The 25,714-nt window shown below is 43.8% G+C and carries 27 protein-coding genes; 11 read left to right on the top strand and 16 right to left on the bottom strand.

The genetic code is table 11. From position 1 onward, the window contains the following. Positions 1–12 precede the first annotated feature (12 nt). From ccoP to ccoN, 4 genes are read right to left on the bottom strand one after another with little or no spacing between them, the layout of a single operon-like run. A complete protein-coding gene (gene ccoP, locus ACMXYS_RS10655) occupies positions 13–906 on the bottom strand; it encodes a cytochrome-c oxidase, cbb3-type subunit III (protein ID WP_415884064.1) in 894 nt (297 codons plus the stop codon). After that, positions 903–1,100 (bottom strand): cbb3-type cytochrome oxidase subunit 3, encoded by a 198-nt coding sequence (locus ACMXYS_RS10650; protein ID WP_415896480.1) that lies wholly within the window; start codon positions 1,098–1,100, stop codon positions 903–905. The genes ccoP and ACMXYS_RS10650 overlap by 4 nt, the downstream gene beginning before the upstream one ends. A gap of 6 nt (positions 1,101–1,106) precedes the next feature. Then, entirely contained in the window at positions 1,107–1,724 is a 618-nt protein-coding gene (ccoO, locus tag ACMXYS_RS10645; protein ID WP_415884648.1) for a cytochrome-c oxidase, cbb3-type subunit II, read from the bottom strand. 23 nt (positions 1,725–1,747) lie between these two features. Next, entirely contained in the window at positions 1,748–3,178 is a 1,431-nt protein-coding gene (gene ccoN / locus ACMXYS_RS10640; protein ID WP_415884066.1) for a cytochrome-c oxidase, cbb3-type subunit I, read from the bottom strand. A gap of 370 nt (positions 3,179–3,548) precedes the next feature. Between ccoN and ACMXYS_RS10635 the strand changes: the two genes are divergently transcribed. Both ACMXYS_RS10635 and rlmM read left to right on the top strand, forming a co-directional pair. After that, positions 3,549–4,151, top strand: a complete 603-nt coding sequence (locus ACMXYS_RS10635; protein ID WP_415884067.1) for an alpha/beta family hydrolase — start codon at positions 3,549–3,551, stop codon at positions 4,149–4,151. Then, the gene (gene rlmM, locus ACMXYS_RS10630; RefSeq protein WP_415884068.1) at positions 4,148–5,215 is read left to right on the top strand and encodes a 23S rRNA (cytidine(2498)-2'-O)-methyltransferase RlmM; all 1,068 of its coding nucleotides are present in this window, start codon (positions 4,148–4,150) and stop codon (positions 5,213–5,215) included. Before ACMXYS_RS10635 ends, rlmM begins: the two co-directional genes overlap by 4 nt. A 31-nt stretch (positions 5,216–5,246) precedes the next feature. Here the strand turns inward: rlmM and ACMXYS_RS10625 are convergent, their stop codons facing one another. Further along, positions 5,247–5,528, bottom strand: coding sequence for an antibiotic biosynthesis monooxygenase family protein (locus tag ACMXYS_RS10625; RefSeq protein WP_415884070.1), 282 nt, complete (start codon positions 5,526–5,528; stop codon positions 5,247–5,249). Between the two features lie 150 nt (positions 5,529–5,678). On the opposite strand from ACMXYS_RS10625, the gene tusA reads away from it, so the two are divergent. Both tusA and ACMXYS_RS10615 read left to right on the top strand, forming a co-directional pair. Further along, the gene (gene tusA / locus ACMXYS_RS10620) at positions 5,679–5,918 is read left to right on the top strand and encodes a sulfurtransferase TusA (RefSeq protein ID WP_415884071.1); all 240 of its coding nucleotides are present in this window, start codon (positions 5,679–5,681) and stop codon (positions 5,916–5,918) included. Beyond that, complete coding sequence (locus tag ACMXYS_RS10615; protein ID WP_415884072.1) at positions 5,918–6,463, top strand: ProQ/FINO family protein; 546 nt, start codon at positions 5,918–5,920, stop codon at positions 6,461–6,463. Before tusA ends, ACMXYS_RS10615 begins: the two co-directional genes overlap by 1 nt. Before the next feature lie 73 nt (positions 6,464–6,536). Here the strand turns inward: ACMXYS_RS10615 and ACMXYS_RS10610 are convergent, their stop codons facing one another. The 4 genes from ACMXYS_RS10610 to ACMXYS_RS10595 all read right to left on the bottom strand — a co-directional run bounded on the left by ACMXYS_RS10610 (position 6,537) and on the right by ACMXYS_RS10595 (position 11,617). After that, on the bottom strand, positions 6,537–8,492 hold the full coding sequence (locus tag ACMXYS_RS10610; RefSeq protein WP_415896479.1) for an EAL domain-containing protein: 1,956 nt from the start codon (positions 8,490–8,492) through the stop codon (positions 6,537–6,539). 24 nt (positions 8,493–8,516) lie between these two features. Next, entirely contained in the window at positions 8,517–9,158 is a 642-nt protein-coding gene (locus tag ACMXYS_RS10605; RefSeq protein ID WP_415884074.1) for a transglutaminase-like cysteine peptidase, read from the bottom strand. 88 nt (positions 9,159–9,246) lie between these two features. After that, on the bottom strand, positions 9,247–10,329 hold the full coding sequence (locus ACMXYS_RS10600) for a DUF3080 family protein (RefSeq protein WP_415896478.1): 1,083 nt from the start codon (positions 10,327–10,329) through the stop codon (positions 9,247–9,249). A 7-nt stretch (positions 10,330–10,336) separates the two neighbouring features. Further along, positions 10,337–11,617, bottom strand: a complete 1,281-nt coding sequence (locus ACMXYS_RS10595) for an MATE family efflux transporter (RefSeq protein WP_415884076.1) — start codon at positions 11,615–11,617, stop codon at positions 10,337–10,339. 517 nt (positions 11,618–12,134) lie between these two features. Here ACMXYS_RS10595 and ACMXYS_RS10590 point away from each other — a divergent pair. After that, complete coding sequence (locus ACMXYS_RS10590; RefSeq protein ID WP_415884078.1) at positions 12,135–12,338, top strand: cold-shock protein; 204 nt, start codon at positions 12,135–12,137, stop codon at positions 12,336–12,338. Positions 12,339–12,427: 89 nt separating this feature from the next. Here ACMXYS_RS10590 and ACMXYS_RS10585 read toward each other — a convergent pair whose 3' ends face one another. Together ACMXYS_RS10585 and mqo are read right to left on the bottom strand one after the other, a co-directional pair. Further along, positions 12,428–12,661 carry a Fe-S-cluster oxidoreductase gene (locus ACMXYS_RS10585; protein WP_415884079.1) on the bottom strand — a complete coding sequence of 78 codons (234 nt, stop codon included), beginning with the start codon at positions 12,659–12,661 and terminating at the stop codon, positions 12,428–12,430. A gap of 113 nt (positions 12,662–12,774) precedes the next feature. Continuing rightward, complete coding sequence (gene mqo, locus ACMXYS_RS10580; protein ID WP_415896477.1) at positions 12,775–14,316, bottom strand: malate dehydrogenase (quinone); 1,542 nt, start codon at positions 14,314–14,316, stop codon at positions 12,775–12,777. A gap of 435 nt (positions 14,317–14,751) precedes the next feature. Here mqo and ACMXYS_RS10575 point away from each other — a divergent pair, with 435 nt between their 5' ends. Both ACMXYS_RS10575 and ACMXYS_RS10570 read left to right on the top strand, forming a co-directional pair. Then, entirely contained in the window at positions 14,752–15,153 is a 402-nt protein-coding gene (locus ACMXYS_RS10575) for an SMI1/KNR4 family protein (protein WP_415884081.1), read from the top strand. Between the two features lie 3 nt (positions 15,154–15,156). Next, positions 15,157–15,570 (top strand): tetratricopeptide repeat protein, encoded by a 414-nt coding sequence (locus ACMXYS_RS10570; protein WP_415896476.1) that lies wholly within the window; start codon positions 15,157–15,159, stop codon positions 15,568–15,570. 76 nt (positions 15,571–15,646) lie between these two features. Here the strand turns inward: ACMXYS_RS10570 and ACMXYS_RS10565 are convergent, their stop codons facing one another. After that, positions 15,647–17,407, bottom strand: coding sequence for a PHA/PHB synthase family protein (locus tag ACMXYS_RS10565; RefSeq protein WP_415884083.1), 1,761 nt, complete (start codon positions 17,405–17,407; stop codon positions 15,647–15,649). 925 nt (positions 17,408–18,332) lie between these two features. On the opposite strand from ACMXYS_RS10565, the gene ACMXYS_RS10560 reads away from it, so the two are divergent. Beyond that, entirely contained in the window at positions 18,333–18,581 is a 249-nt protein-coding gene (locus ACMXYS_RS10560) for a glutaredoxin family protein (protein WP_415884084.1), read from the top strand. Here the strand turns inward: ACMXYS_RS10560 and ACMXYS_RS10555 are convergent. Then, complete coding sequence (locus ACMXYS_RS10555) at positions 18,574–19,371, bottom strand: TatD family hydrolase (RefSeq protein WP_415896475.1); 798 nt, start codon at positions 19,369–19,371, stop codon at positions 18,574–18,576. The genes ACMXYS_RS10560 and ACMXYS_RS10555 overlap by 8 nt on opposite strands. A gap of 25 nt (positions 19,372–19,396) precedes the next feature. Then, positions 19,397–21,361, bottom strand: coding sequence for a transglycosylase SLT domain-containing protein (locus ACMXYS_RS10550; RefSeq protein ID WP_415896474.1), 1,965 nt, complete (start codon positions 21,359–21,361; stop codon positions 19,397–19,399). Between the two features lie 147 nt (positions 21,362–21,508). Here ACMXYS_RS10550 and ACMXYS_RS10545 point away from each other — a divergent pair, with 147 nt between their 5' ends. Next, on the top strand, positions 21,509–23,401 hold the full coding sequence (locus ACMXYS_RS10545; protein ID WP_415896473.1) for an ATP-binding cassette domain-containing protein: 1,893 nt from the start codon (positions 21,509–21,511) through the stop codon (positions 23,399–23,401). Between the two features lie 7 nt (positions 23,402–23,408). Here the strand turns inward: ACMXYS_RS10545 and ACMXYS_RS10540 are convergent, their stop codons facing one another. Further along, on the bottom strand, positions 23,409–23,849 hold the full coding sequence (locus tag ACMXYS_RS10540; RefSeq protein WP_415884088.1) for a universal stress protein: 441 nt from the start codon (positions 23,847–23,849) through the stop codon (positions 23,409–23,411). A gap of 226 nt (positions 23,850–24,075) precedes the next feature. On the opposite strand from ACMXYS_RS10540, the gene ACMXYS_RS10535 reads away from it, so the two are divergent. Then, positions 24,076–24,594 (top strand): hypothetical protein, encoded by a 519-nt coding sequence (locus ACMXYS_RS10535; RefSeq protein WP_415884089.1) that lies wholly within the window; start codon positions 24,076–24,078, stop codon positions 24,592–24,594. Continuing rightward, a complete protein-coding gene (locus ACMXYS_RS10530) occupies positions 24,594–24,818 on the top strand; it encodes a DUF1653 domain-containing protein (RefSeq protein WP_415884090.1) in 225 nt (74 codons plus the stop codon). The genes ACMXYS_RS10535 and ACMXYS_RS10530 overlap by 1 nt, the downstream gene beginning before the upstream one ends. Here ACMXYS_RS10530 and ACMXYS_RS10525 read toward each other — a convergent pair. After that, positions 24,815–25,519, bottom strand: a complete 705-nt coding sequence (locus ACMXYS_RS10525; protein ID WP_415896472.1) for a DNA topoisomerase I — start codon at positions 25,517–25,519, stop codon at positions 24,815–24,817. The two genes, ACMXYS_RS10530 and ACMXYS_RS10525, sit on opposite strands and share 4 nt — an antisense overlap. Positions 25,520–25,714 lie beyond the last annotated feature (195 nt).

The raw sequence follows: 25,714 nt of genomic DNA, 5'->3' as shown, positions 1-25,714 counted from the left end.
TCAACTATCTAATTACTTTTTAGATAGGCTGTAAACGTATGCAGTGATCAGGTGAATCTTCTCATCGCTTAGTAGGTCTTTATGAGCTGGCATTACACCATTACGACCAACACGGATAGAGTGAGCCACTTTTTCGAAGCTACCACCGTACAACCAGATGTCATCAGTTAGGTTAGGTGCACCTAGGATAGGTAGACCTTTACCGTCAGTACCGTGACAAGCAGTACATAGTGCTTGGAATTGACCTTTACCGCGAGCTGCGCCTTCAGCATCAGCTTCTGCACCGCTTAGAGATAGTACGTAGTTAGTTACGTCACGTACGCCTTCTTCGCCTAGTACAGCGCCCCAAGGTGGCATGCCGCCGTTACGACCGTTAGCAATAGATGTCTTGATAGTCTTCTCGTCACCACCGTACAACCAATCGTTGTCCGTTAGGTTAGGGAAGCCGTGTGCACCTGTTGCTGCTGTGCCGTGACATAGAGAGCAGTTGTTCGCAAACATACGCTGACCCATTTTTAGGCCTAGTGCGTTGTCTGGGTGCTGTAGCTCTTCTGCAGACATAGCTGCGTATTTAGCAAAGATTGGCTTGTACGTCTCTTCGGCGTGAGCCATTTCTTCTTCCCATTGGCCAGTAGAAGTCCAGTTCAATAGACCTGGGAAACTACCTAAACCTGGGTAAAGAATAAGATAAACAATGCCGAAAACAACGGTGCCCATAAACATCTGGAACCACCATTTTGGCAGAGGGTTATCGTATTCAGCAATGCCATCAAATTCATGGCCTAATGTTTCTTCAGTTGTATCTTGGTGCGGCTGACTTTTGCGAGTAGCAATCAATAGCCAAGCACAACCAAGAATTACAGCTAGGGTAATCACTGCTACCCATGCGCTCCAAAAAGCACTCATTTTTCAATTCTCCCGTCACTGGCCTCAGTATCGTCCGGTTTCATCTCGTCTGCCTCGTCAGGTTCGTTCAGAGGCATGTTGGCTGCATCGTCGTACTTGTCTTTATTCTTTGGGTTAAGCACCCAAACAAATAGCGCCAAGAACGTAATCAGCATGATTACCGGTATATAAGGGCCATAAACTTCGTAACTCACGCGTTACTACCGCTTGTTAGTGTATTCAGAATGCATTTTACCCAGTGCTTGTAGGTAAGCTACAACAGCATCGATCTCGTATTTGCCCTGAACTTCTTTCTGGGCATTAGCGATCTGCTCGTCAGTGAAAGGAACACCAACAGCGCGTTGTGCTTCAAGCTTCTTAGCAGTGTCTGCACCGGTTAGTTTGTTTTCAAACAACCATGGGTAAGAAGGCATCTTAGACTCAGGTACAACGTCACGAGGGTTGTACAAGTGAGCGCGGTGCCAATCATCAGAGTAACGACCACCTACACGAGCTAGGTCTGGACCTGTACGCTTAGAACCCCATAGGAATGGGTGTTCCCAAACGTGCTCATTCGCAGTTGAGAAGTGACCGTAGCGTTCCGTTTCAGCACGGAATGGACGGATCATCTGACTGTGACAAGTGTTACAACCTTCACGGATGTAGATGTCACGGCCTTCAAACTCAAGCGGAGTGTAAGTACGTAGGCCTTCAATTGGCTTAGTAGTAGAAGTTTGGAAGAACAGAGGAACGATCTCTGCTAGGCCACCACCGCTGATTACGATGATGATAAGCAGAATCATCAGGCCAATGTTCTTTTCTATCGTTTCGTGTTTGATCATTTCTATCTGCTCCTATGACCTTAAGCTGCCTGTGCAGAAGCTTGAGCTTCTGGTGCAGTGCTGCCTTTACGAACAGTCTGCCAAGTGTTGTAGGCCATCAGAATCATACCAGTCAGGAAGAACATACCGCCCAACCAACGAACAAAGTAACCAGGGTGAGAAGCTTCTAGTGCTTCTACGAAGCTGTAAGTCAAAGTACCGTCAGCGTTAACTGCGCGCCACATTAGACCCTGTAGGATACCGTTAACCCACATCGCGCAGATGTATAGAACCGTACCTACTGTCGCTAGCCAGAAGTGAGTGTTGATAAGACCAACGCTGTACATCTGAGCTTTACCGAATAGGCGAGGGATCATGTGGTAAACCGCACCGATAGAGATCATTGCAACCCAACCCAATGCACCAGCGTGTACGTGACCAACAGTCCAGTCAGTGTAGTGAGACAGTGCGTTTACTGTCTTAATAGACATCATTGGACCTTCGAACGTAGACATACCGTAGAAGGAAAGAGATACAACAAGGAAACGAAGAACTGGATCCGTGCGAAGCTTATGCCAAGCACCAGATAGAGTCATCATACCGTTGATCATACCACCCCAAGATGGAGCTAGAAGGATCAGAGACATAACCATCGCTACAGACTGAGTCCAGTCAGGAAGCGCTGTGTAGTGAAGGTGGTGACCACCAGCCCAGATGTATGTCGCAATCAACGCCCAGAAGTGAACGATAGATAGACGGTAAGAATAGATTGGACGTTCAGCTTGTTTTGGTACGAAGTAGTACATCATACCTAGGAAGCCAGCTGTCAGGAAGAAACCTACAGCGTTATGACCGTACCACCACTGGATCATCGCATCTACAGTACCGGAGTAGATGGAGTAAGACTTCCACATAGAAACAGGGATAGCCATGCTGTTAACGATGTGTAGAACAGCTACAGTGATGATGAATGCCATGTAGAACCAGTTACCTACGTAGATGTGAGATGTCTTACGCATCTTCACAGTACCTAGGAATACAATAGCGTATGCAACCCACACGATAGTGATTAGCAGGTCGATTGGCCATTCTAGCTCAGCATATTCTTTGGAAGAAGTTAGACCTAGCGGCAGAGTAATTGCTGCTGCAAGGATAACTGCTTGCCAGCCCCAGAATGTAAACGCTGCAAGGCCATCAGAGATCAGGCGGCGTTGGCTGGTGCGTTGAACTACATAGTAAGACGTTGCAAACAGGGCACAGCCGCCGAATGCAAAGATAACTGCGTTAGTGTGCAGTGGACGTAGACGACCGTAAGTCAGCCACGCTGTATCAAAGTTTAGTGCTGGCCAAACCAACTGTGCAGCAATTAGGACACCGACGGTCATACCGACGATACCCCAAATTACTGTCATGATGGCGAACTGGCGCACCACTTTATAATTGTAGGTGGGGTGTTCAGTTGCTGTGCTCATGTCAGGCTCTCATCAACAAGCTATTTATGGAAATTTTGAGTTTCGCAGGCAATTATCTTGGAATAGGGCCTTATTTTCAATGTGTTTAGGTCATTCAATGAGGCATTTTGTCGCAGTTGCGAAATTTCTACCTAGGTATTGTTTGCTTGATACTTTTAGGTTGGGGTGTTTTTTAACTTAATGAAATATAAGGAATATTTTTTATAGTCTGTAATCCTTTGTTTTAAAAAGAGATATAATTTTGGCGTTTTTTGTCGTAAAAAACGTCGCATTTTGTGCTGCACAGTAAGGCTTTTCTCAGCGTTTGTTGATTCAAGTCAACTTTGAAACAGCGGTAAAACTCATTTTTTGACTGATTAAGGGGCTGTTTATGTTAATTGATGGTGATTTGAAAGCGGGGAAAGTGCTATTTGCACATGGTGCGGGTGCGCCAATGGACAGTGAGTTTATGGAACAGATGGCGGAGCGCTTAGCTAAACTTGGGTTGCAGGTTGTTCGTTTTGAATTTCCATATATGCAGACCATCAGAGAAACTGGCAAGCGACGTCCCCCAGATAGAATGCCTAACTTGCTGGATTACTTTACACAAATGATTGAAGAGCAAGTAGTGGATGGTAAGCCCCTGTATTTGGCGGGAAAATCTATGGGTGGACGTGCTGCTTCAATGCTACTTAATCATCCAGCTGTAAGTGCCGGATTTGTATTCGGTTATCCTTTTCATCCGCGTGGAAAGCCAGAATCGTTGCGCGTTGATCATTTAAAGGATCTATCGAAGCCTTTGTATATTTTTCAAGGCGAAAGAGATCCAATGGGTTCACTTCCTGAAGTTACAGAGTACAATTTGCCGGCATCTGTCCATGTGCATTGGTTTGAGGATGGTGATCATGACATCAAGCCACGTAAGGCTTCAGGTTTTACGCAAATTCAGCATATGGACCATATCGCTCAGATTATCGGGAAACAGCTAAGTTGACATATTTTAATCGATTAGTCCTACAGTGCCGCTCAGGCTTCGAGAAAGAGGTCGCAGGGGAGATTACTGATCAGTGCTCTACTATCGGCCTATACGGATACTGCACCTTAGAGTCTGGTCAGGGTTATGTTGAGTTCCATTTGCAAACTCCAGGTGATGCAGAGAGGGCTATTGCTGAAATTGATTTTAATAGTTTGATTTTTGTAAGGCAGTGGATGGTTTGTGGCGATTGCCAGCAACTAGAACGGGACGACCGCATTTCGCAGTTACAACAGATTCTTAATGATTTTCCTGATTGTACTGATCTTTGGGCAGAATACCCTGATACTACAGATGGTCGCGAGTTGGCTACCTTTTCGAAGAAGTTCAGCTCGGCTTTGGCGCAAAAACTACGTAAAAGTGGACGTTTGAAGAAAAAAGCGAATAGTAAAGGTAATCGTTTGTTGCTGTTCGTTTTGTCTGGCAGTGAAATGTTTGTGGGTTATGCGCCTGTGAACAACTCTGCGCCTTGGTCGCTAGGTGTACCCCGTCTTAAGTTCCCCAAACAAGCGCCAAGTCGTTCAACGTTGAAATTGGAAGAGGCGTGGCATTGGTTTATTCCGCGTGACGATTGGGATCAACGAATCCCTCATGGTTCTACAGCAGTCGATCTAGGTGCGGCGCCGGGTGGGTGGACCTGGCAGTTGGTTCAACGCAGTATGTTTGTTACTGCAGTAGACAACGGACCCATGCAAGATCAGTTGATGGAATCTGGGCAAGTGACCCATATTCAAGAAGATGCTTATAAATTTATACCTGCGCAGCCTGTCAATATGATGGTGTGTGATGTTGTAGATAAACCGATTAAAACGGCCGGGATGGCGGCTGATTGGGTGATCAATGGTTGGTGCGATGAGGCTATCTTCAATCTGAAACTGCCAATGAAGCAGCGCTATCAAGAGGTTGTATCTTGTTTAAATCTAATCGCTGAAAGGTTTATGCAGGAAGGCTTAGCGTATGAGTTATCGGCTAAACACCTTTACCATGATCGAGAGGAGATAACCTGCCACCTTAGAGTGCTATAAAAATACAGCGATAAGATGGCAGTTTCAGATATTAGTGTTCAAAAACGGTGACTTTTTCCTCGGTTTCTAGCATTGGGTTAAGAGTCGCCATCATATCTTGGCGCTCTGAGGATTGTGCCCAGCGTTGCCAATCTTGAAGAGTTCTGTAGGTTGCAATAACCATCCTGTGGTTTGGATCACTGGCATTTTTAAGAGCTTCGCCAGAAATGAAGCCGTGTGCTTGCATCGCTAATTGTAGCGTTTCACGGGCAGCTTTTTCATAGTGCTCGCCTAAGTCATCGGCAATATGTCGTTCGATAAGTACTCGAATCATATGATCTCTCCATCTAAAACTACGTTCCACACATATAGAATGGATTATTTTTATTTTAAAAGCGACTTTAGTTGCTTAATTACTGATTAAATGACTTTTGCTGTCATGGGTAATTTGAGACAATATGCATCTTTCTGCAAGAGATAAAACATGACGGACATCAAAGCCGACCATATTCTTGATGCAAAGGGCCTATACTGCCCTGAGCCTGTTATGATGTTGCATAATCATGTTAGGGATATGCTGGCAGGGGAAGTGCTGCATATTTTGGCAACTGATCCTTCTACTCAGCGTGACATTCCTAAGTTCTGTACGTTTTTAGGGCATGAGTTGGTTGAGCAGTATGTAGAAGACGACCTTTACGGGTATTACATTCGTAAGGGTGAATGATGTCTGTGGATGTTGAGCAGATAAGTACTAAAACTAGGCAATTAATTGATCAATTGGAAAATATGCTAGATTCTGCGGAGGCGAATCTGACTCAGTCAAAGCAAGTTTTCCAATCAGAGGCTAATCAGGTGAATGACGTAGTAAACAAAACGCCAAAGGCGAAATCCAAAAACCGTGCTGCAAATATGGCTGCTCTGCAGCAGTTGATGGAAGCGTATCCGAAAACCTTTGATCGTAAAAACGTTAGGCCTCTAAAAATAGGCATTCAAGAAGATCTTGTTGCTGACGAAAAAGTCGCTAAAAACAAAATCAAACGTGCCCTTGCGAGTTATGTTCGTTCGCTGAACTACTACCGTTCCTTGCGTGAAGGCGCTGAGCGTATAGATATTAACGGTGAGCCTGCTGGTGTTGTGACTAAAGAAGAGTCAGATCACGCGAAAGGTAAGTTGAAAGAGATCAACAAAGTACGTCAAGAGAAGCGCAAAGAGCAAGAGCGTGAAGAGCGGATGAGCAAAAAGCTTGAGATGCTAGTTGGTCGGAAGTAAGTTCTACAGCAGATACAAAAAAACGGCGGTTATACCGCCGTTTTTTTATGCCTGTAAAGCTGCTACAAAACCCTTAAGCTTTGCTTAAGGGTTTTGGTGTGCCGTGAAGGTAACCTTGGCTACCATCCACATTCAGGCCTTCAAGGATCTGTAACTGACTTTCTCTCTCTACATGTTCTGCGTAGGCTTTGATCTCAAGGCTGTGAGCTACGCTGATTAGGCTGCTGACAAAGAAGCGGTCTTCATCGTTCTGATCGATATTACGAATTAGTGAACCATCAATCTTGATGTAATCAGGTTGTATTGAGTACAGGTAAGAGAAGCCGCTAGGGTGAATACCGAAATGGTCGACACCAAATTCAGCGCCAATGGATTTTAGAGCCTTTCGGAATTCTAGAATGCCTTCAATATTATTTAATACGCTCGTTTCATCTAGCTCGAATAGAACTTTAACGCTTGGGCTAATCGTTTTTAACTTATCAAGAAGCCATGTTCTAAAGTTTTCACTACTTACAGCTTCATGACTCAAGTTAATCGTTAGCGGGCAGGCTATCTTCTCGTGCTGCTCTAAGGCTAGTTCGATTACGGCTCTGTCCATCTCGGGCATTAAACCAAGCTCTTTTACAACACTGATAAATTCGCCGGCAGAAGCTGGCTGGTTATTTTGATTAAGAATACGTGCAAAGATCTCATCCTGAATCGGCATTGAACCAGGTTTTTTACTAAATACGCTTTGAATTTGTAAAAAGATTTGGCGCTGATTAATCGCATTAGCAACATGTTGTTTCCAGTCGGATTGCTGCGGCTGAGCGGCGATTTTTTCTGAAGTGTTGAATTGTTTCCATAATACTTTGGATTTTTCGGCTTCATTACTTGCTATGCGAGCTTCAGATAGAAGCTGGCTACTGTTACTTTCATCGTTACATTCGCAGCTACCGATACTAATTATTGAGCCTTCGATATCTTGGCCCATTAGCTGTGCAAGGTGTTTGCGGCTTTCCTGATCAAGTTGTTCCAGTTTAAGTTTCAGCTGGTCGGTATCGATTGTATTAACTAGCAGTATGAAGTCAGCGCCGGTCACACGACCAAGTACGCTCTGATCTGATCCACGTGCAAAATCTTCTAAGTGGCTAGCTAGGTGTTTCAGCAAGTTGTTGGTCTTATCCATACCTATCTGCTGGTTGGTCTCTTGCAGATTGCATAGGTGGATATTGAATAGAGTGCCTCTACCAAAATCTTTACGGTAATCAAGGCGTTCGGCTAGTTGTGCTTCAGTTGCGCGTTGATTAGATAAGCCAGTTAAGCTGTCTTGATAGGCGTTTCGACGTAGCTCTTCAATATTGCGAGCTTGCTCTTCGAACATTACCTGCACTTGCTTAACCATACGGTTCATTGCTTGTACTACACGCTTTAGTTCACGTGTGCCCGGTAACTTTTCTTGCTCTAGATAGCGTTTTTCAGACAGAGCGATAGCTTGCTGCTCAACTGTGTGTAATGGTTTTAGTAGGTATCTAATCAGTGAGCTGATAGCCAATAGGCATATGAGGGATAAAGATATAAACAGTATGATGCTATCTTGCGCACCTTTCCATAGTTTCTCGTAAGCGTAGCCTGCGCTACTTTGTACGTAGATTCTCCCTACTTGTTGCCATTGGTGAGCGACTTCCCTAAACATTGATGGCGGAGTTATTTGCACCATTGACCTAAACCACTCAGGTACTTCTTCGCTAATGGTTTCCGGCGCCTTTTTCTCAAACAGAACCTCTTCATCCCCATTAGTCACAATAATACGCTGGTAGAAGCCACTGTCGAAAATTGCATTAACGGCTGTTTCGATAGTCGCACTGTCGTTTTCAGCCATATAAGGGGCAAGGTAAAGGCCTAAATGGGTAGCAGAATCTTGCGCGTGTGACTCCAGTTGATCCTGGAGAACAGAGCGCGAGCTTTCTGACATTATGTAAAGGGTGCCAGAAACCAAACCTATAAGTACCGCAAAAATCGCGGCGATAAGTTGGTTAACCAGTGACATAATAGATACTCCTCATCATTAAACCTACCTTAGGTTAATGTCATTGTTTTCAATACGAGATTGTAGTTTTACCCAAGGCTTTAATCTGTCTGATGTTCCTACTAACGTAGTTCTACGGCCCATTTTTGAGAGCCATAGTTTATCACCATTAAAGCTATAAACGTGTAACAGGTCTGTACGCTTGGAAGCAGGCAAAATTTCACCGTTAATATTGTCCAGAACTAGAGGGGTTGCACGTGGCTTGGGGTAGTACGTTAATACCATGTGGGCTTGGTTGTACTCCAAGGCTTTAACGTAGGCTAAATTCATTTTTTCTACAGGTACACCCAGCTCTTTGAGTGTGTAGTATTTCGCTATGCTGAAATCTTCGCAGTCACCGCCGTTGGTGATCAGAAATTCTACGGGTGTGGCCCAGTAATCTTTCTTTTTCCAGTGCTTGATGTCATCGATAAATCGCACTTGGTTAAAAAAGTCGTTTACACGTTCTAGCTTGTGACTTTCGCTCTCATTGGCCAATTCAGTTAATAGGTTCTGCCAAGTTTCGAGTCGACGTTTTGCTTTTGCACCGTATTTATTTCCCAACTTTTCAATATCAGCTTTGCTCAGGCGCACGCTTTCAGCATCCACTTGGGTAAGTAGAAGGGCTGAAGCAAACAGTAACAACACAAAAAATGCTGTATTGAATGATAGGCCATTACTGTGCTGTTTTGATTTAAAGGCTGGGTTCAATGTCCAATCCGTAGCTCAAAAGCGGTTAGTCTTTCTGTGTCGGCATCATGCCGCAATTTTTTAAGGTTTTTTGCCAAGCTTCAGTATGTTTGTCCCTAGCGCGTTGGTAACTCAACCAAATGCCATGAGGTGCTGTTTTGGACAGTATAGTGGTTGAATAAGTTTCCATTGATTGTGGAATGCTTACCGAAAGTGCTGTGTAATTTTGCAGTAATTGCTGATTAAGGTCGAGCCACTTGGAGGCATATCGGTCAATTTGCGCTAAATAAGGTAAAACTTCACCGATATAGAACTTATAGAAAACGTTTTCTAGAATACGTGCCGTTTTATTTGGGCTTTGGTTTCTACATAGAGGGGTGTTAGGCGAATTTCGTTGCTCTAATAAACTTGCAGCTTGATCAAGGTGGTAAGTAAGGAGTTCAAGTGAGCTGATAATTGCTGGGCCAGATCTATTGCTGTGTAAGATTTTAAAGGCTTGGTTTAAGTGATCTTTATTAGGTTTTGTCCTTCCTAATTGATCAAGGTTATGCTTGGTTAAATTTACAAGGGTTTGTAAGGCTTCAATGCTCTGTTGAGTGCTGCTGTTATCAACTAGAGGTAGAGCTGTTTGCGAACGGCTGAAATTGGCTTCCATTTCTGGTGCGGTAAATACCCCATTCCATAATTCGGCAGGCAAATTATCACGTTTAACCCGATGGATGTCGTTTACTCTTTTTAGCAGTTCAGTATCAATCGCGCTGTCGTTGCGCAAAGATTCTCGGCACTGAGTCAGTAAATGATAGAAATTAAGCTCATATAGTAATTTTGTTGATGGCTTGGCTACCTTGCCAAGAGAGCTATTCCGCTCTGCGATTAGGGGCAGCAGATCACAACGTTTTAGTTTCAGAACGTCTAGCAGGCCTTCACGGATCTCTGTGGTTTTAAGGATTCGTTCGCGTTTAAGTGGGAATTGCACTCTTGTCTTGGGGAGGTATGGCTGAGGTTGATTTAGATCGAGAGTGTTACTCAGACGGTAAAGGTAATTCTCTAAGACTAGTTCAGGCGTATCTCGGCTACATCCGCCAACGGATATTAGTACGATGATAAGAATTGAGAACCGTTTTAGCATAACTAGGTTAATGATGTTGGGCTTGGCTGAGCACTTGGTTGCTTTTCCAGTGTAATCGAGTAATTAACAGTATAGCGCCAATGGTTAAGCCAATAAGTAAACCAATCCAGAACCCTTTAGGACCCATCGCTTCAGTAATCAACTCGGTTTTACCTAAGATATAACCAGAAGGAAGACCAATGAGCCAATAGGCGATAAACACTAGCATAAGTGGAACAACGGTATCTTTATAGCCTCTAAGGGCGCCTGAACATGTTATCTGGATGGCATCTGAGAACTGGAAAAGGGCTGCAATAATGATCAATGTACTGGCGATCTCAATAATCTGAACTTCTTGGGTATAAAGCTCGGCAATTGGCGTTGCAAATATTGCCATCAGTGAAGAGCTGAAGATTGCCAAGGTTAAAGTGATAATCAAACCTGTAACAGCACTGAATTTTGCTGCTTCAGGTTTTTGGGCTCCGAGTTGATGACCAACGCGTATGGTGAGTGCCAGGGATATACTTAAAGGCAGCATAAAGATCAGGCCGGTAAAGCTGATCGTGATCTGGTGAGAGGCGATCATTACCTCACCAAGATCTGCCAAAAGCAGAGCAATTACCGAAAACATGCTGACTTCAATTAAAAGGGCGATGCCGATGGGCAGTCCGAGCTTTAAAAAGTTTTTAAGTGCTGATGGTTCAGGTAGAGACCAACCAGAAAAAGGTTTGATCGTTACAAAGGTGGGTGACTTAGCTAGATAGATAAACGCGCTAAAGAACATAATCCACATAACAATCGCTGTTGCCCAGCCGCAACCTACGCCTCCTAGTTCTGGAAAACCAAACTCGCCATAGATAAGTGCATAGTTAAGTGGGATGTTACATAACAGTCCAAGGATGGAAATTTTCATCGCGGGCTGCGTTTTACCAAAACCTTCAATATAGCTGCGGATAAGTTGATAAAGCAGAAGGGCAGGGAATCCCCAGCTTATAGCAGCCATGTATTGAGTGGTTAATTTAGCTAGCTCCTCCTCTACGCCCATGAAGGCAAGAACTGGATCGCAGTTATGCAGGGCAAAGATCGCAAGTAAGCTTAAAATCGCGACTATGATCACGCCCTGATGCAGTGTCTCCGAGCTAGCATTTTCTTTATTGGCACCTACAAGATGCGCAACCATGGGTGTGGTGGCCATTAAGATGCCTTGGCTAGCAATAAAGATGGGTAGCCAGATACTTGACCCTAATGCTACTGCGGCTAAATCTGTTGCGCTGTAACGTCCGGCCATCAGGGTATCGACAAAACCCATAGAGGTTTGCGCTACTTGAGCGATCGCTATAGGGAAGCCAAGGGTAAGGATTATTTTGATTTCTTGTAGACGTTTCAGGGGATGATCCTTAGATACAACTGAAAAAGGCGGAATGAAGTTTTACAACTCTTCTTTAACTTGTGCTGGTTTTAAGTATACCGCGATGAAATACAGATGGATTAAATCTTATAGTAAAAATTAAGCGTTTAATCATGCTAACAAGTTGTGTACAAGGCGGAAATGACAGCCCGGCACTTACCGATTAGTCGAGTCTTAGACTATTGTAGAGTCTGTTTTGGTCAAAAAAACATCAAAAAACACACAAATGGAATTGAATTAACACAAAGCAGCGCTATGATCAGATGATCGGAAAAGACATGGCTGCTTTAACGTTGCGGCAAGGAAACTCTTAGCCTAACTCTTTCAATGCTGTCTGTTTTTTCTATTTAACAGCTTTAAGCAGGAAATCTTTCGTTGCTTCGGCTGATTTTAATTATCCAAAATAGGGTTTTGAAAGATGGCAACAACTGGAACAGTTAAGTGGTTTAACGACGAAAAAGGCTTTGGTTTTATTGAGCAGGAAGGTGGTCCGGACGTATTTGCACATTTCAGTGCAATTCAGGGCGAAGGCTTCAAAAGCTTAGCTGAAGGCCAAAAAGTAGAGTTTACTGTGACTCAAGGTCAAAAAGGCCCACAAGCTGAAAACATCGTTAAAGTTTAAGCTGTTGCTACGGGGTTAAAGTCCCGTCCTGCACATGATAGAAAGGCAAGCCTAGGGCTTGCTTTTTTATTGCCTAAAAGCTGTATCGTTTAATGAGTGCTACTTTCCAGAAGGGTTAGGATCTGCAGCGCTTCTTCTCTGTTTTGACCACAAAATTCTTCTTCAGGTGCAAAGTTAGCACAAGCTTTTGGTCTTTGATCTGTACCAAAGATTTCGCATCGATTTTGCTGATCTAAATGCTTGCAACGTTCGCCCGCAGGTTTGTTTAGGCTGGTGATGCTCGGTGCAATACAGCAGGCACCGCAGTTTTCTCGACATTGCATAGTAACGACAGGAAAAGTTAAAAGGTTATTGTAGCGAAAAGGGTAGGGAAATAAAAAAGCCGGTCAGAAGACCGGCTTTAGGATTGGCTCTATATCTTTATAGTTATATTCGACTAGGCTGCTGTGCCTTGATCTTGCAGGCTGCTATCAGCCTGCAGTTCAGTCTTTTTTATAGTATCAAGCCCCAGTGTAGATAAAGTGCGCTTACGCACATTATTTAGTAACGCTGCATCTTGAGTCAGATCCTGACCGTAAGATGGGATCATCGCATGAATCTTATCTTGCCACTCTTGTGTAGCAAGTTTTTCTGCGAAGCATGTTTCCACAATGTTGATCATCGTCTGGACTGCAGTTGATGCGCCAGGTGAGGCACCTAGAAGAGCAGCAAGCGTACCATCTTCAGCCGAGATTACTTCGGTACCGAACTCCAGCTTGCCTTTACCGTTCTCATCTTCTTTGATGATCTGCACGCGTTGACCTGCGTAAGAAAGTTCCCAGTCTTCATCTTTCGCATCAGGGAAGAAGTTTCTTAGTGCGTCTACACGAGAGCTGTGAGACTGCATTACTTCACTGATTAGGTACTTAGTAAGGTCCATGTTATTCATACCTACAGAAAGCATCGGCTTGATGTTGCCAAGGTTGATGCTTAGTGGCATGTCGAAGATAGAGCCTTTCTTCAAGAACTTAGTCGTAAATCCAGCGAATGGGCCAAACAGTAGTGCCTGTTCACCGCCGATGACGCGAGTGTCCAAGTGAGGTACAGACATCGGTGGGGCACCGATAGGTGCTGTGCCATAAACTTTAGCTAGGTGTTTCTTAACGATTTCTGGTTTACGGCAAACTAGCCATTGACCACTTACAGGGAAGCCGCCATAACCTTTACCTTCGGAGATGCCCGCTTTTTGTAGAAGTGGTAGCGCGCCACCACCAGCACCAAGGAATACAAACTTAGCGTTGATAACTTCTTTATCGCCAGTTTGGTCATTCTTAAGGGTGACCGTCCAGTTTTTATCTTGGTCTTGCTTCAGGTCTTTTACTGTACGGCTAAGTAGAAGCTCGAAATCATCTTGAGCTTCTAGGAAGTTCACCATGTTGCGTGCAAGCGAACCAAAGTTTACGTCGGAGCCGTAAGCAACACGAGTGGCTGCAACTTTCTCGCTTGGATCACGGTTTTCCATGACCAGTGGCATCCACTCTTTCAAGACTGCATGATCTTCACTGTATTCCATATCCGCAAACTGGTGCGTAGCACTCAATGTTTCATAACGATTGCGAAGGAATTCTACGTTCTTCTCACCCCATACAAAGCTTTGGTGTGGTACAGGATTGATAAATTGAGAAGGTTCAGGAAGGGCGTTTTGTTCTACGAGGTATGACCAGAATTGCAAGCTAACTTCGAAAGAGGCGTTAATCGCGAAAGCTTTAGTGGCATTGATCGTGCCGTCTGGCATTTGTGGCGTGTAGTTCAATTCACAATATGCCGCGTGGCCCGTACCGGCATTGTTCATGCCATCTGTACTTTCATGGGCGACATGATCTAGGCGCTCGATCATGCTGATTTTCAGGGAAGGATCTAGCTGCTTGAGCATGACGCCAAGGGTCGTACTCATAGCTCCCGCGCCGACTAGCAATACGTCTACTGATTTTGTGGTCATAGGAACTTCGCCATTTTAATAATAATAATGGTTTGTGAAGTAGCTGCGGGGATGGGGGCTTGTGGCCGCAACAGTCATGACTTTGGTGAGTCAGCTGTTATCACCCGAGACTTCTTTGTTCTGCAACACATAGAACATAATTTTATTACATTTTCTGGAGGTTGCAGGATGTTTGGCGCGAATTATACGGATTCTGTTGGCAATGTCTTGGGAAATAAGGCCAAAGGAGTTAGCAATTCGGATTAGATTAATTCTAAAGTATTACATATTTTGGCGTGTTGGCTGTCGTATGAAGTAATGTTTAAGGTCTTTGTGTATATAATTATTCTCTAAAGTTATTAAAGGGGGATATAACTGCTCTCTTTTATTTACTTCTCTGTTCTGCTCGACTAGTCTGCCTCCGAATCTGAGAAGCTTAAATACAGGAGCGCCTATATGGAAGATATTATTGAGTTGCTACAAGAACGTAATGTCGAAGTTCCTGTGCCTTTAGATCTGCCTGATGAAGATGATCTTGTAGAGATCGAAGAGCAGATTTTGATTTCACTCCCGGATGAGTATAAGCATTTCCTGCTTGAGGTAAGTGATATTGTTTGTGGTTCTATTGAACCGGCGACTGTGGCTGATCCAAGTTCGCACACTTTTTTACCTGAATTAGCTGCTACAGCTTGGGATATAGGTATGCCTCGAGAGTATATCCCGATCTGTGAGCATGCGAATGGCTATTACTGTATTACGCAAGATGCGGCCATCCTGCTTTGGCAACACGGTGATACGATTGAAGACGAGTGGCCATCTATTTGGAACTGGGCCAAAGACGTATGGTTGGAGAGTTAATTAATGAACAGACAAATATTTCAGCAGATTGAAGCTTTTGCTGAGTCGATGATGAAAGCGGCTGAGACGGATAACGAAAAAAAGTTTTATTCGGTTTATGCTGAATTGGAAGCTTTAGCTGAGCAGTATAAAGGAAAGAAGAACGATCACCCTGTGTTTTGGGAAACACTAGCTGACTTCTCAGAAGAAAACCAAGATGCGATCAAGCTCTATCAGCAAGCTTATCAGTTGGCTGATAGCTTAAAAGATACAGAGTATAAAGCGTCGATTCAATACTCTTTAGCTCAGCGCCTGTTTGAAGAAGGTCAAAAAGAGGATGCGCTCGAAGCTCTGGCTAAAGCAGAGAAATTTGCGGGATTCACTGAGGATCAGGAGCTTCAAGAAGATATTCAGCAGTTACGCTCTGAGATTGAATAATCGATACTGTCTAAAATATAAAACGGACTAAAACAAAAAAACGGAGCAGATGCTCCGTTTTTTGTTTCTAATTAACTTAGTCGATACGTACTGCTACATAACGACCTGGTGCTGCTTCGATAACGCTGTGCTCATCGTTACCTGGTGCGGTTGGAGCCGCAACTTTCTTACCAGCACGACGCTTCAACCACTCAGCCCAGTGAGGCCACCATGAACCTTCCTGACGCTCAGCCGATTCTAACCAGCTATCTGCACCGTTACCTAGTTCACCGTTGATCCAGTAGTTACGACGGTTCTTAGAAGCTGGGTTGATAACACCTGCAACGTGACCACTTGCGCCTAGAACGAACTCGTTTTTGCCTTTCAGTAGTTCGGTACCTTCGAAAGTACCTTTCCATGGAGCAATGTGATCTTCGATTGTAGATAGGAAGTAGCAAGGGATCTTGATCTTACCAAGATCGATCTTCTCACCGCAGATAGTTAACTGGTCTTTCTTAGTTAGACCGTTTTCCATGTACATGTTGTTGATGTAGTACGTGTACATGCCTGCTGGTAGGTTAGTAGAGTCACTGTTCCAGTACAGGATATCGAACGGAGGAGGCGTTTGACCTTTAAGGTAGTTGTTAACAACGTAAGACCAGATTAGATCGTTTGAACGTAGCATGTTGAAAGACGTAGCAAGCTCACGACCACTTAGGTAGCCCTGATTATTTACTTTGTCTTCCAGTTTCTTAATCTGTTGTTCGTCAATGAATACACATAGATCACCCGGGTCAGTGAAGTCTAGAAGTGTCGTGAAGAACGTTGCAGAAGCGATAGACGTATCTTTACGTGCTGCCATTACCGCTAGAGCAGTTGTTAGTAGAGTACCGCCTACGCACCATGCTACTGCGTTAACTTTATCGCTCTTAGTAATGTCTTGAACTACTTGGGTCGCTTTTAGGATGCCTTTTTCTACGTAGTCATCCCAAGTGATATGACCCTGTTCAATTGTTGGGTTCAACCAAGAAATAACGAAGGTTGTTTGGCCTTGGTCTACGCAGTATTTTACGTAAGAATTGCTTTCTTGCAGGTCAAGGATGTAGAACTTGTTGATGCAAGGAGGCACGATCATTGTTGGGCGAGCGTAAGTCTCTTCAGTCGTTGGTTTGTACTGAATAAGCTGGAACATCTCGTTTTCAAATACAACAGAACCTTCAGTCGTTGCAATGTTCTCACCTAGAACAAATGCAGACTCGTCAGTCATAGAGATGCGGCCTTTTTCAGCATCACCTAGTAGGTTCTTAAGGCCATCAACTAAACTCTGACCTTTAGTTTCCAACGCTTGTTGAAGAACTTCAGGGTTAGTGATTGCAAAGTTGGTTGGAGACATCGCATCGATATATTGCTGCGTGTAAAACTCAAGTTTCTTCTGTTCTTGGTCAGAAAGATTTGCATTAGCTGCCATTTCCTGAAGAAGCTTAGAGCTTAGTAGGTAAGACTGCTTGATGTAATCGAAAACTGGGTTCTGAGACCATTCTTCTGCTTGAAAACGACGGTCGCCACGTGCTGGCTGTGCAACAGATTCGCTGCTTTTGCCTGTTAGCAGGTTAGTCCACAGGCTCATTTGGCTTTGCTGATAGTCAGTAATTGCACGGATCCAAACGGTAGGGTCTTCCCAAGAGCGGTTAGCTAACTCTGTCCAGGATTGCGTGAACTTAGTGAAAATATCATCACAGCCAGAAGCTGAGAACATCTCTAATACTTTCTGGGTTTCGGTGTTCAGGTAGTCAATAAACTCCTGAGGGTTGGAAAGTAGGTTGCTATTGTTGTCCATTGGGTCGCCTTTCTTTGTCATATCCGTCCTTCCATCTTGCCTGCTTCACATATTCTTAACGAGTATGGAATAGTGGAAATACAAGTTTTACGGTTTAGCTCACAATATCGCAACTTTTAATTGCGTTTTCGTGAATATATATGTCCAGCATATTCTTGTGCGGTGCAATGTATCAAGGTATTCCTTGGTCGATCACACTAAGGTGTTACGGCCTTGGTTCAATAAATGTCATACTGATTGTAGGTAAAACACTCGTTTTATGTGGTGATTTTAATTGCTCGTCAGGTTTCGTTCGTCAATCATATCCTCTATATGTTGCAGAAATTTATAACTCTATTCTTCTGTATTTCGCATCTGCTTTATGGTCCCTTTATGGATTGATTTGTCTTTCTTTAAATCCGGGCTTTGGTACTAAAGCGCTTTTAAAACAGAATGATGCCCTGCTGCATAGGGAGTATTTATTAACTTTTAACCTAGAATATGTTTCAAGGGTTTAAGACCTGCACCTTTCAAGTACCACTTGCCTAATCAGCAATCTGTAGGACTGACACTCACAGAATTTAACTCTTCTGTGCGATCTTTGATGTCATCTAACTCAATAAGACATTTTGTTTAAAAAGGGCGTGGTCGGCTTTCCTAGGAGTCAAAAGACCAGTCTTCGCCGTATGTTATATAACGTTGAGAGTCTTAAGTGGCTAAGCCTATTTGGGCAAATTGCTCTATGGGTTACTTAACTTGACCATGATTAATCCATCAGTGTTGGTTTTTTTGCATGATCAATTCGTCATTGTTTAAACGTACGTCGTTGTTTTTCGGTATTATCTGGTTTTTATTCGCTATATACATTGACTGTGGACTATAGCATGCGGGTTGTAGGCATTCTGTGATCTAGCTCAGGTCTCCGGTCAAACGGTCTGAAATAAAAAAGTTAGCAAGGGTAAATAGAGTGAGAGAACTGGAATTGATGGGAACGGTAGGTTGTCATCTTTGTGAAGTGGCAGAGCAGTTGATAGCATCTTCTGTGGATATGCAGGCGTATGCTATTTATCAGGTCGACATTGCAGATGACGATGATTTGGTTGAACGTTATGGTGTTAAAATTCCAGTGTTGTTGGATTTAGAGAGTAAAGAGGAACTGGAGTGGCCTTTTGATCAATCCAAACTCCTAGAATTTCTTCAGCGTGTGTCTAATTGAGTCCAAAGAATTCGCATGTGGTTTGATAAACATCTTGCTGTAGCTGATCTAACTCTACGTCTCTTAGTTCAGCGACTTTTGTCGCTATGTGCGGCAGATAGATTGGAAGGTTGCGGCGAGATTTTGGTTTCGGTTTTATATCTCGAGGAAGAAGGTAAGGAGCATCCGTTTCAAGCATCAAACGATTGGAAGGAATGTCTTTGACCAGCTTTTGTAGATCTAATCCACGTCTTTCATCACAGATCCAACCTGTAATGCCAATGTGCATATCCAGATCAAGGTAGTTATAAAGCTCTACCTTAGTGCCCGTAAAGCAGTGTGCTACAGCATGGGGAATATGATCTCTATAGCTGTATAGCATCTCTAGTTGTTTTTTATGGGCGTCTCGCTCATGTAAAAACAGAGGCTGTCGGTGTGTACATGCGATTTCAAGTTGCTTTTCAAAAGCATTGATTTGCTGTTCCGGTGTAGAAAAATTTCGATTGAAGTCTAACCCCATCTCGCCCGCTGCGACGACACAGTCTTCTTTTAATAACGCGTTGAACTCTTGCAGTTGATTGCCTGTGTGATCTTTTGCGTAGTGGGGATGAATTCCCGCTGTGCAGTAGAGATGTTCAGGAAATTTTTGGCATAAATCGATAGCTTGTAAGCTCTCATCGAGTGTTGTGCCTGTAATGATTAGGCGTTCAATACCCTGTTCTAATGCTTGCTGGATTACATCTTCCCTGTCTTTATCAAAACTACTGTCAGTAAGGTTAACGCCAATATCAATCCAGCAAGGATTCGTCATACAGATATCTTCTTTTACTATTTGTTTATAAAGCGGTTTTCTTGCTTTGGTTAACGGCTAACAAGGCGATTTGCTTATCGTTAAGTAAGCTGGCCTGCCGACCTTCTAAGCGATCATAAATGACGCGGAATGCTAATACACTTTGAACATATTTGCGCGTTTCTTTAAACGGAATAGTTTCAATCCAGATGTCTAAAGGTAGATCGCCACGTTGTTTAAGCCACTTAGTTACACGGTGAGGGCCTGCATTATAGGCCGCTGCTGCATGGGCGGGGTTGTTATCGAATTTTTTCAGCATATCCCCTAAGTAGGCTGAACCCAGCGTAATATTAATCTCAGGTTTATCTAGCTCTGCATTTTTCTTATACGGAACTTTATGCTTTTTGGCTGTAAGTTTGGCTGTTTGGGGCATTAACTGCATTAAACCACGGGCGCCGACACGGGATGTAGCGTTAAATAGGAATGCACTTTCCTGACGGGCTATAGCAACAGGGAAGCTTAGATCGAGATCGTTCTTAAGCGCATGTTCTTTAAAAAGTTTTGCGTGGGGGTAAGGAAAGCGAAGATCTATATGGTCCCAACGCTCTGTTTTGGCAGCATTGATGATCGCTTGTAGGTGCCAACCCCAAGAGTTAGCTAGATAACCTGCAAGGTTCTTTTGCTGATCATCCATCTGAGACAGAGCGAGGCGCCATTCTCGATTCGCTTCGGTCAATCGACCTAGTTTGAATAACTCACCTGCGCGGGCTGCAGCAGGTAATTTGGCTAACTCATCAAGTTGCTCTTGAGTTACAGCATCTGATTTAGCGTTAAGCTGGAAAGGGCTTTTATTTAACTCTGCCGCTAAAAAACCGTAAAAGCTTCTGTCTTTCGCGACTTCGGCGATTTTTTCTTTTTGGTCGGTATTAGGCTTGAGATGCCTTTCAGCAATGAGAGACCAGTATTGCCATTTAGAATCTTTTTTCTCTTCTTCATTGAGATGACTAATTGCTTCTACAACCGTCTTCCAATCCTGTTTAGCTAAGGCATTACGAATACGTCGCTCTGTTAGTTCCTCAATGCGGTATTCAGGGTCAAGCTGCTTACTCAGCTTGATTGCTTGGCTGTGATAGGTCCAATTCAGCCGCTCGCCCATGTATAGGCTGACTTCATCTTGATCAACCTGCGGCATCAGCCCGTCGCGCTTTTTAAGCCAAGACTGAGTGGCTGTTATTGGTTGTTTACGATACCAGCGTTTATAAGCGATAGATGCCGCTATAGGGCGTTGAACTTTATCAATTTTATTTATAGTTGAGCCATCAACAAGTTCTGGAGAATTGTAAAGTGTCCAGAAAAGCTCAGCTTGTTGTTTCTGTTTTTTATCTTTGATCTTCTTGGTTAGGTAACGAGCGAGTTTGATCTCATTTTGTTCAACGCTCATCCAAAAACGCTGGGAAGCTTCATTCGTTGTCGGTCGACCGGTTGCCATCCAAGCTTTAAACAGCGGGTCGCATGCTTTAGGTTGGGATTTGCCTACCATCCATAGTTCACGCGCCTGATACAGTGCTGCTTTTTTCTGCTGAGAATTGCCATTGAGTAGCGCTGTTTGTTGTTGGCACTCGTAGCGAATGCTAGTAACTGGGTGGTTACTAAAATGCTTACGGTAGGTCGTCCATTTTTTGTTTTTCGCGAGGTGATTTAACCAAGTGCGGTTGAGTCGGTTAGCGATCGGTAGTTTCGGATATTTTTCGATAAATGCAGATACGTTTCCAGAATTGGATTTATACAGCCGTTTTAGCTCGTATTGATAATCTAAATAAGGTGCTAAAGGGTAATCATTAAGTGCTTTTCGAGCCTTCTTAAAAGACTGGGTTTTGTTCTGTTTTAGGTAGGTTTCAGCTTGCAAAAATTGTTTGCGTTGTTGTTCTATGGATGCGTAAGAAATCGGTGCTGTAATAAGTAGCGATGTTAAAGTGAACACACCGGTTGTTGTTTGCCAAAAAGGTTTCATTTTCAAGTCCTATGAATAATCCATTATCACTTTATACGATAGATTAACGGCTTAATTAAATAATAATTTACCTGAATGCAGCATTTTCATGCATATCTGTCGAAAATGAGTAAAATAGCGGCCTCAATGAACAAAAGCTGACCTATCATGCCTCTGATTCGACTCGATAAAATATCCATGGCCTTTGGCGCCAAACCTTTACTAGATAACGTTGATTTCCAAATTGATCCCGGTGAAAGGGTTGCTTTGGTCGGTATGAATGGTGCTGGTAAATCAACACTGTTAAAGCTGGTTGCAGGTCATCACAAAGCTGATGGTGGTGAGTTTTGGGTTTCGCCAACGTGTCGAATCGCAGAATTACCTCAGGCAATGCCAGCGGCAGATGAGCGTTTAGTACGTGATGTAGTTACTGCAGGTTTGGGTGATATCCAAAAGCTACGTCAGGATTACGATGAGCTTGCTGCATCTGAAAATGCAGACATGAAGGTGCTGGATAAGCTTCAGCATCAGATTGAAGCGGTTGATGGTTGGCATTTAGAGCAGCGTGTTCAGCGCGTCATTGAACAGTTGGATCTGCCTGGCGACAAATTAATGTCTGAGTTGTCAGGAGGTTGGCGTCGTCGCACAGCCTTAGGTGCCGCGTTAGTTCAGAATCCTGATCTTTTATTACTCGATGAGCCTACCAACCATTTAGATATCGAGACTATCGAATGGCTAGAGCAGCAACTGCTTGAATTTAAAGGTGGCCTGTTGATTATCTCTCACGATAGAGCGTTGGTGGATCGCTTGGCGACGCGTATCGTAGAGCTTGATCGTGGCGTGCTGTCATCGTTCCCGGGTAGCTATTCTGCTTATATGGATCTAAAGCAGAAGATGCTTGAGGACGAAGAGAAGCAGAATGCGCTATTCGATAAGCGTCTGGCGCAAGAAGAAACTTGGATTCGTCAAGGCATTAAGGCGCGTCGAACCCGTAATGAAGGGCGTGTCCGAGCTCTTAAAAAGATGCGTAATGAACGAGCGGACCGACGTGAACGAGGCGGTAAGGCTAAGTTCTCCTTAGAGGAGGCGGCTCGCAGCGGTAAGCTAGTTGCAGAGCTTAAAAATGTGTCGTTGGGGTATGCTGGCAAGCCATTGTTTAGTAACTTTGATTTTGTCTTGCAACGAGGTGATCGTATCGGTCTTATCGGGCCAAATGGTGCCGGTAAGAGTAGTTTGTTAAGCGTGCTTTTAGGTAAGCAATCTCCTGATCAAGGTGAAGTGAAGCTCGGTACGAATCTGAAAATTGCTTACTTTGATCAGTTACGTGCTCAGGTTGATCCAGAAAAAACAGTGATGGATAACATAGCTGAAGGTCGAGAGAGTATCAGCATCAATGGCCGTGATCGTCATCTGATCAGTTACTTGAATGACTTTATGTTTGCGCCTGAAAGAGCGCGAACGCCTGTAAAAGCGTTATCCGGTGGTGAGACAAACAGGGTTTTGTTAGCCAAACTCTTTAGTCAGCCTGCAAACCTGTTAGTGCTGGATGAGCCGACCAACGATCTGGATATTGAAACACTCGAATTGCTTGAAGAGATCATTCTAGATTTTGATGGCACGATTCTTCTAGTAAGCCATGACCGTTCTTTCTTGGATAATGTGGTCACTAGCACCTTGGTATTCGAAGGTGAAGGCGAACTGAATGAATATGTTGGTGGTTATCAAGATTGGTTGAGGCAGCGCCCGGAACCTGTCAAACAGGAGAGTAAGCAGCCTAAAGCTGAAAAGCCTCAAGTCAAAGAAGCGGCGCCTTCTCAGCCTGCGAAGAAGAAAAAGCTAAGTTACAAACTACAGCGTGAATTAGATGAGCTCCCTGCTCAGTTAGAACAAGCGGAAGCGGCTCTGGAAGCATTGCAAACAGAAACGGCTGCCCCTGATTTTTATCAGCAGGATCACGAATTCGTGAGTCAAAAACTCGGTGAATTACAGGATCAGGAATCACTGGTTGAGCAACTGATGGACCGCTGGGTCGAGTTGGAGGCGCTGCAGGAAGGGGAGTAAACCCTTCCTAGTCTTGATCCTGAATTCTGACTGCTAAAACATCACACTTAGCCCCATGTAAAACGCCGTTAGCGGTTGAGCCAAGTAGAAGGGCAATACCGTGGCGGCCATGGCTGCCTACAATAACCAGATCTATATCATAATCGTCGGCGAGTCGGTGGATCTCTGATTCGGTTTGACCCGTTACCACTAACTGTTCAGTTACCGGATATTCAAGGGTCTCACAATAGCGCTTGAGCTTTTGCTCGGCGTGTTTATCTAGTTGTTCCTGTATCGAGGTTAAATCCATCGGGACATCGCCCCCATAAGCAAAGCTAAGAGGTTCAATAACGTGAACTGCATAGAGCTGTGCGTCGTTCGCTTTTGCAAGTTCATAGGCTTTACTTTTGAGCTGATCAGATTCGCTTGAGAGGTCTAAGGCTAAAAGTATCTTGGAATAAGTTCCCATAACTGCATCTCCACTAGCAAAGTGTTTAAGGCTGTTGAGAGTGACTTACAGACTCTTTTAACAGATTAGCATAGAGCGTTGCTGTACGTACTCTGGTAAACTCGCGGCAGCTGATTTCTATCAATATTTTAATAGGTTGTGTTATTTCTGGGTGTTTTATGCCAGTCATGTACAGCCTGCTATTCAATGTTTCCGCGCGTACGGTAATTGGGCTGAGGGTTTAGTAATGGAATGGATGATAATCGTCCTGATAATGATGTCTTTGTTAGGCTCAATGATGTGGGTTATGCCCACTAAAAAGCAAAAATACCAAGCATCTCTAAGGCTTAAAGCAAAAGCGCTGGGCTTCCAGATACAACTCGAAAAGATGAAGCCGCCTAGAGCACAAGGCGAAATGGAGCCAGATGAGCGTAATATGACCGCTTATCGAGTTTTACGTGAAGGCTTAAGCCGTGAGCAGAAGAATAACTTCAACGCTTGGCAAGTGTTCCGAGTAGAGTCCATTGCTAATATCGGTTTGAATGCTGGTTGGTGCTGGGCTCAAGGTGAGCGCACTTTATCTGAGCCGCAATTAGATAAATTAAATGCGCTGTTAGAGGAGCTTCCAAAGGGGGTTTTTTCTTTAGAATCAACGCCAGCTTATGTAGGTGTTCATTGGGACGAGGCTGGAAATAGTGATAAAGGTGAAGAGATCATGGAATCTCTTTATCAACAGCTTAAAGAATTTAGTGAGGGCAATTTTTGATGTTACCACCGGTTGAAGTACCTGCAGGTCGTTACCAGCACTATAAAGGGCCAGAATACGTTGTTTTAGATGTGGCGCGACATTCTGAAACTGAAGAGTGGCTAGTGGTATACAAGTTGGGCTACGGTGATGAATCTACTTGGGTGCGCCCGTTAGATATGTTTGTTGAGACGGTAACCCTAGAAAACGGTTCAGTTGTTCCTCGTTTTAATAAGATCGACTAGAGAAGGCGATCTAAGGAGTCTGCCAAGGTACCTTTGGAACGTGGTTTTCTTGGTTGGATCTCTTCAATTAGTTTATCTACAGTGTCCAAGCGTGGTTTTTTAACCGTATGAGGGATATTTGCCCTTACTAGCAGAGCTTTTGCGTGACGATAATGGGAAACTGCCGTCATGGAGTCTTCGCTCTGTAAAAAACGGTTACCTTGGCTTACATGAGCATCAGCAACCACAGTTATACGTAGCCAGTACAACTCTTGCTGATAGCTACGAGCAAGCGTTAAAGTGATTTTTCCACCCCGTGCCAATTGAAGTACGAGCTTCTCAGCAAAGTTGATATAGATTTGTGCTCGTTTTAAAGCTTTATCGCTATCGAATACATCAGGAGAAGCAAATGCTTTATCAGCGGTGTCTTTCTGCTGGGTGAGAGAATTAAATAGTTCCGAGTCTGGTGCTAACATAGCAACCTCTTCAAGAAGAGAGGTTGCATGCTCATTAATCTTTTGAATAATTTCGGGCTTGCAGTCTGCTTCACGTAGTACAGAAATGGCCTGCAGAATATGTTCTGCCTGTCCTTTTAGCCAAGTAAGACGCTGATCTTTAGCGTCTTCCTGCTGCTCTCGAGTCGTAATTACAAAATTCACAGTAATGGCGACTAGGCCGACCACTGCGATAAGAATTACAAATAAAAGATTATCGTTAAGCATCAGTATTTTCTGGACGATTAAATTATTGTTAATTATGGTGATTATTGTGGCTTGTAAGTGCTGATAGGTAAAGTTCTTGTTGATCCATTGGTCTACTTTTATCGCAATTGCTGCTTGACCACAGCATTCTCAACACTTATATATGCTCCCAAATATTATTGTTAGTTAAGCGCTAAACTCGAAAGTGAACGGTTT

This window comes from Neptuniibacter sp. QD57_21 (genome assembly GCF_047778075.1).
Taxonomy (GTDB): Bacteria; Pseudomonadota; Gammaproteobacteria; order Pseudomonadales; family Balneatricaceae; genus Neptuniibacter.
Note: the sequence above shows the minus strand (reverse complement) of the source record. Positions and strands in the feature narration are given on the sequence as shown.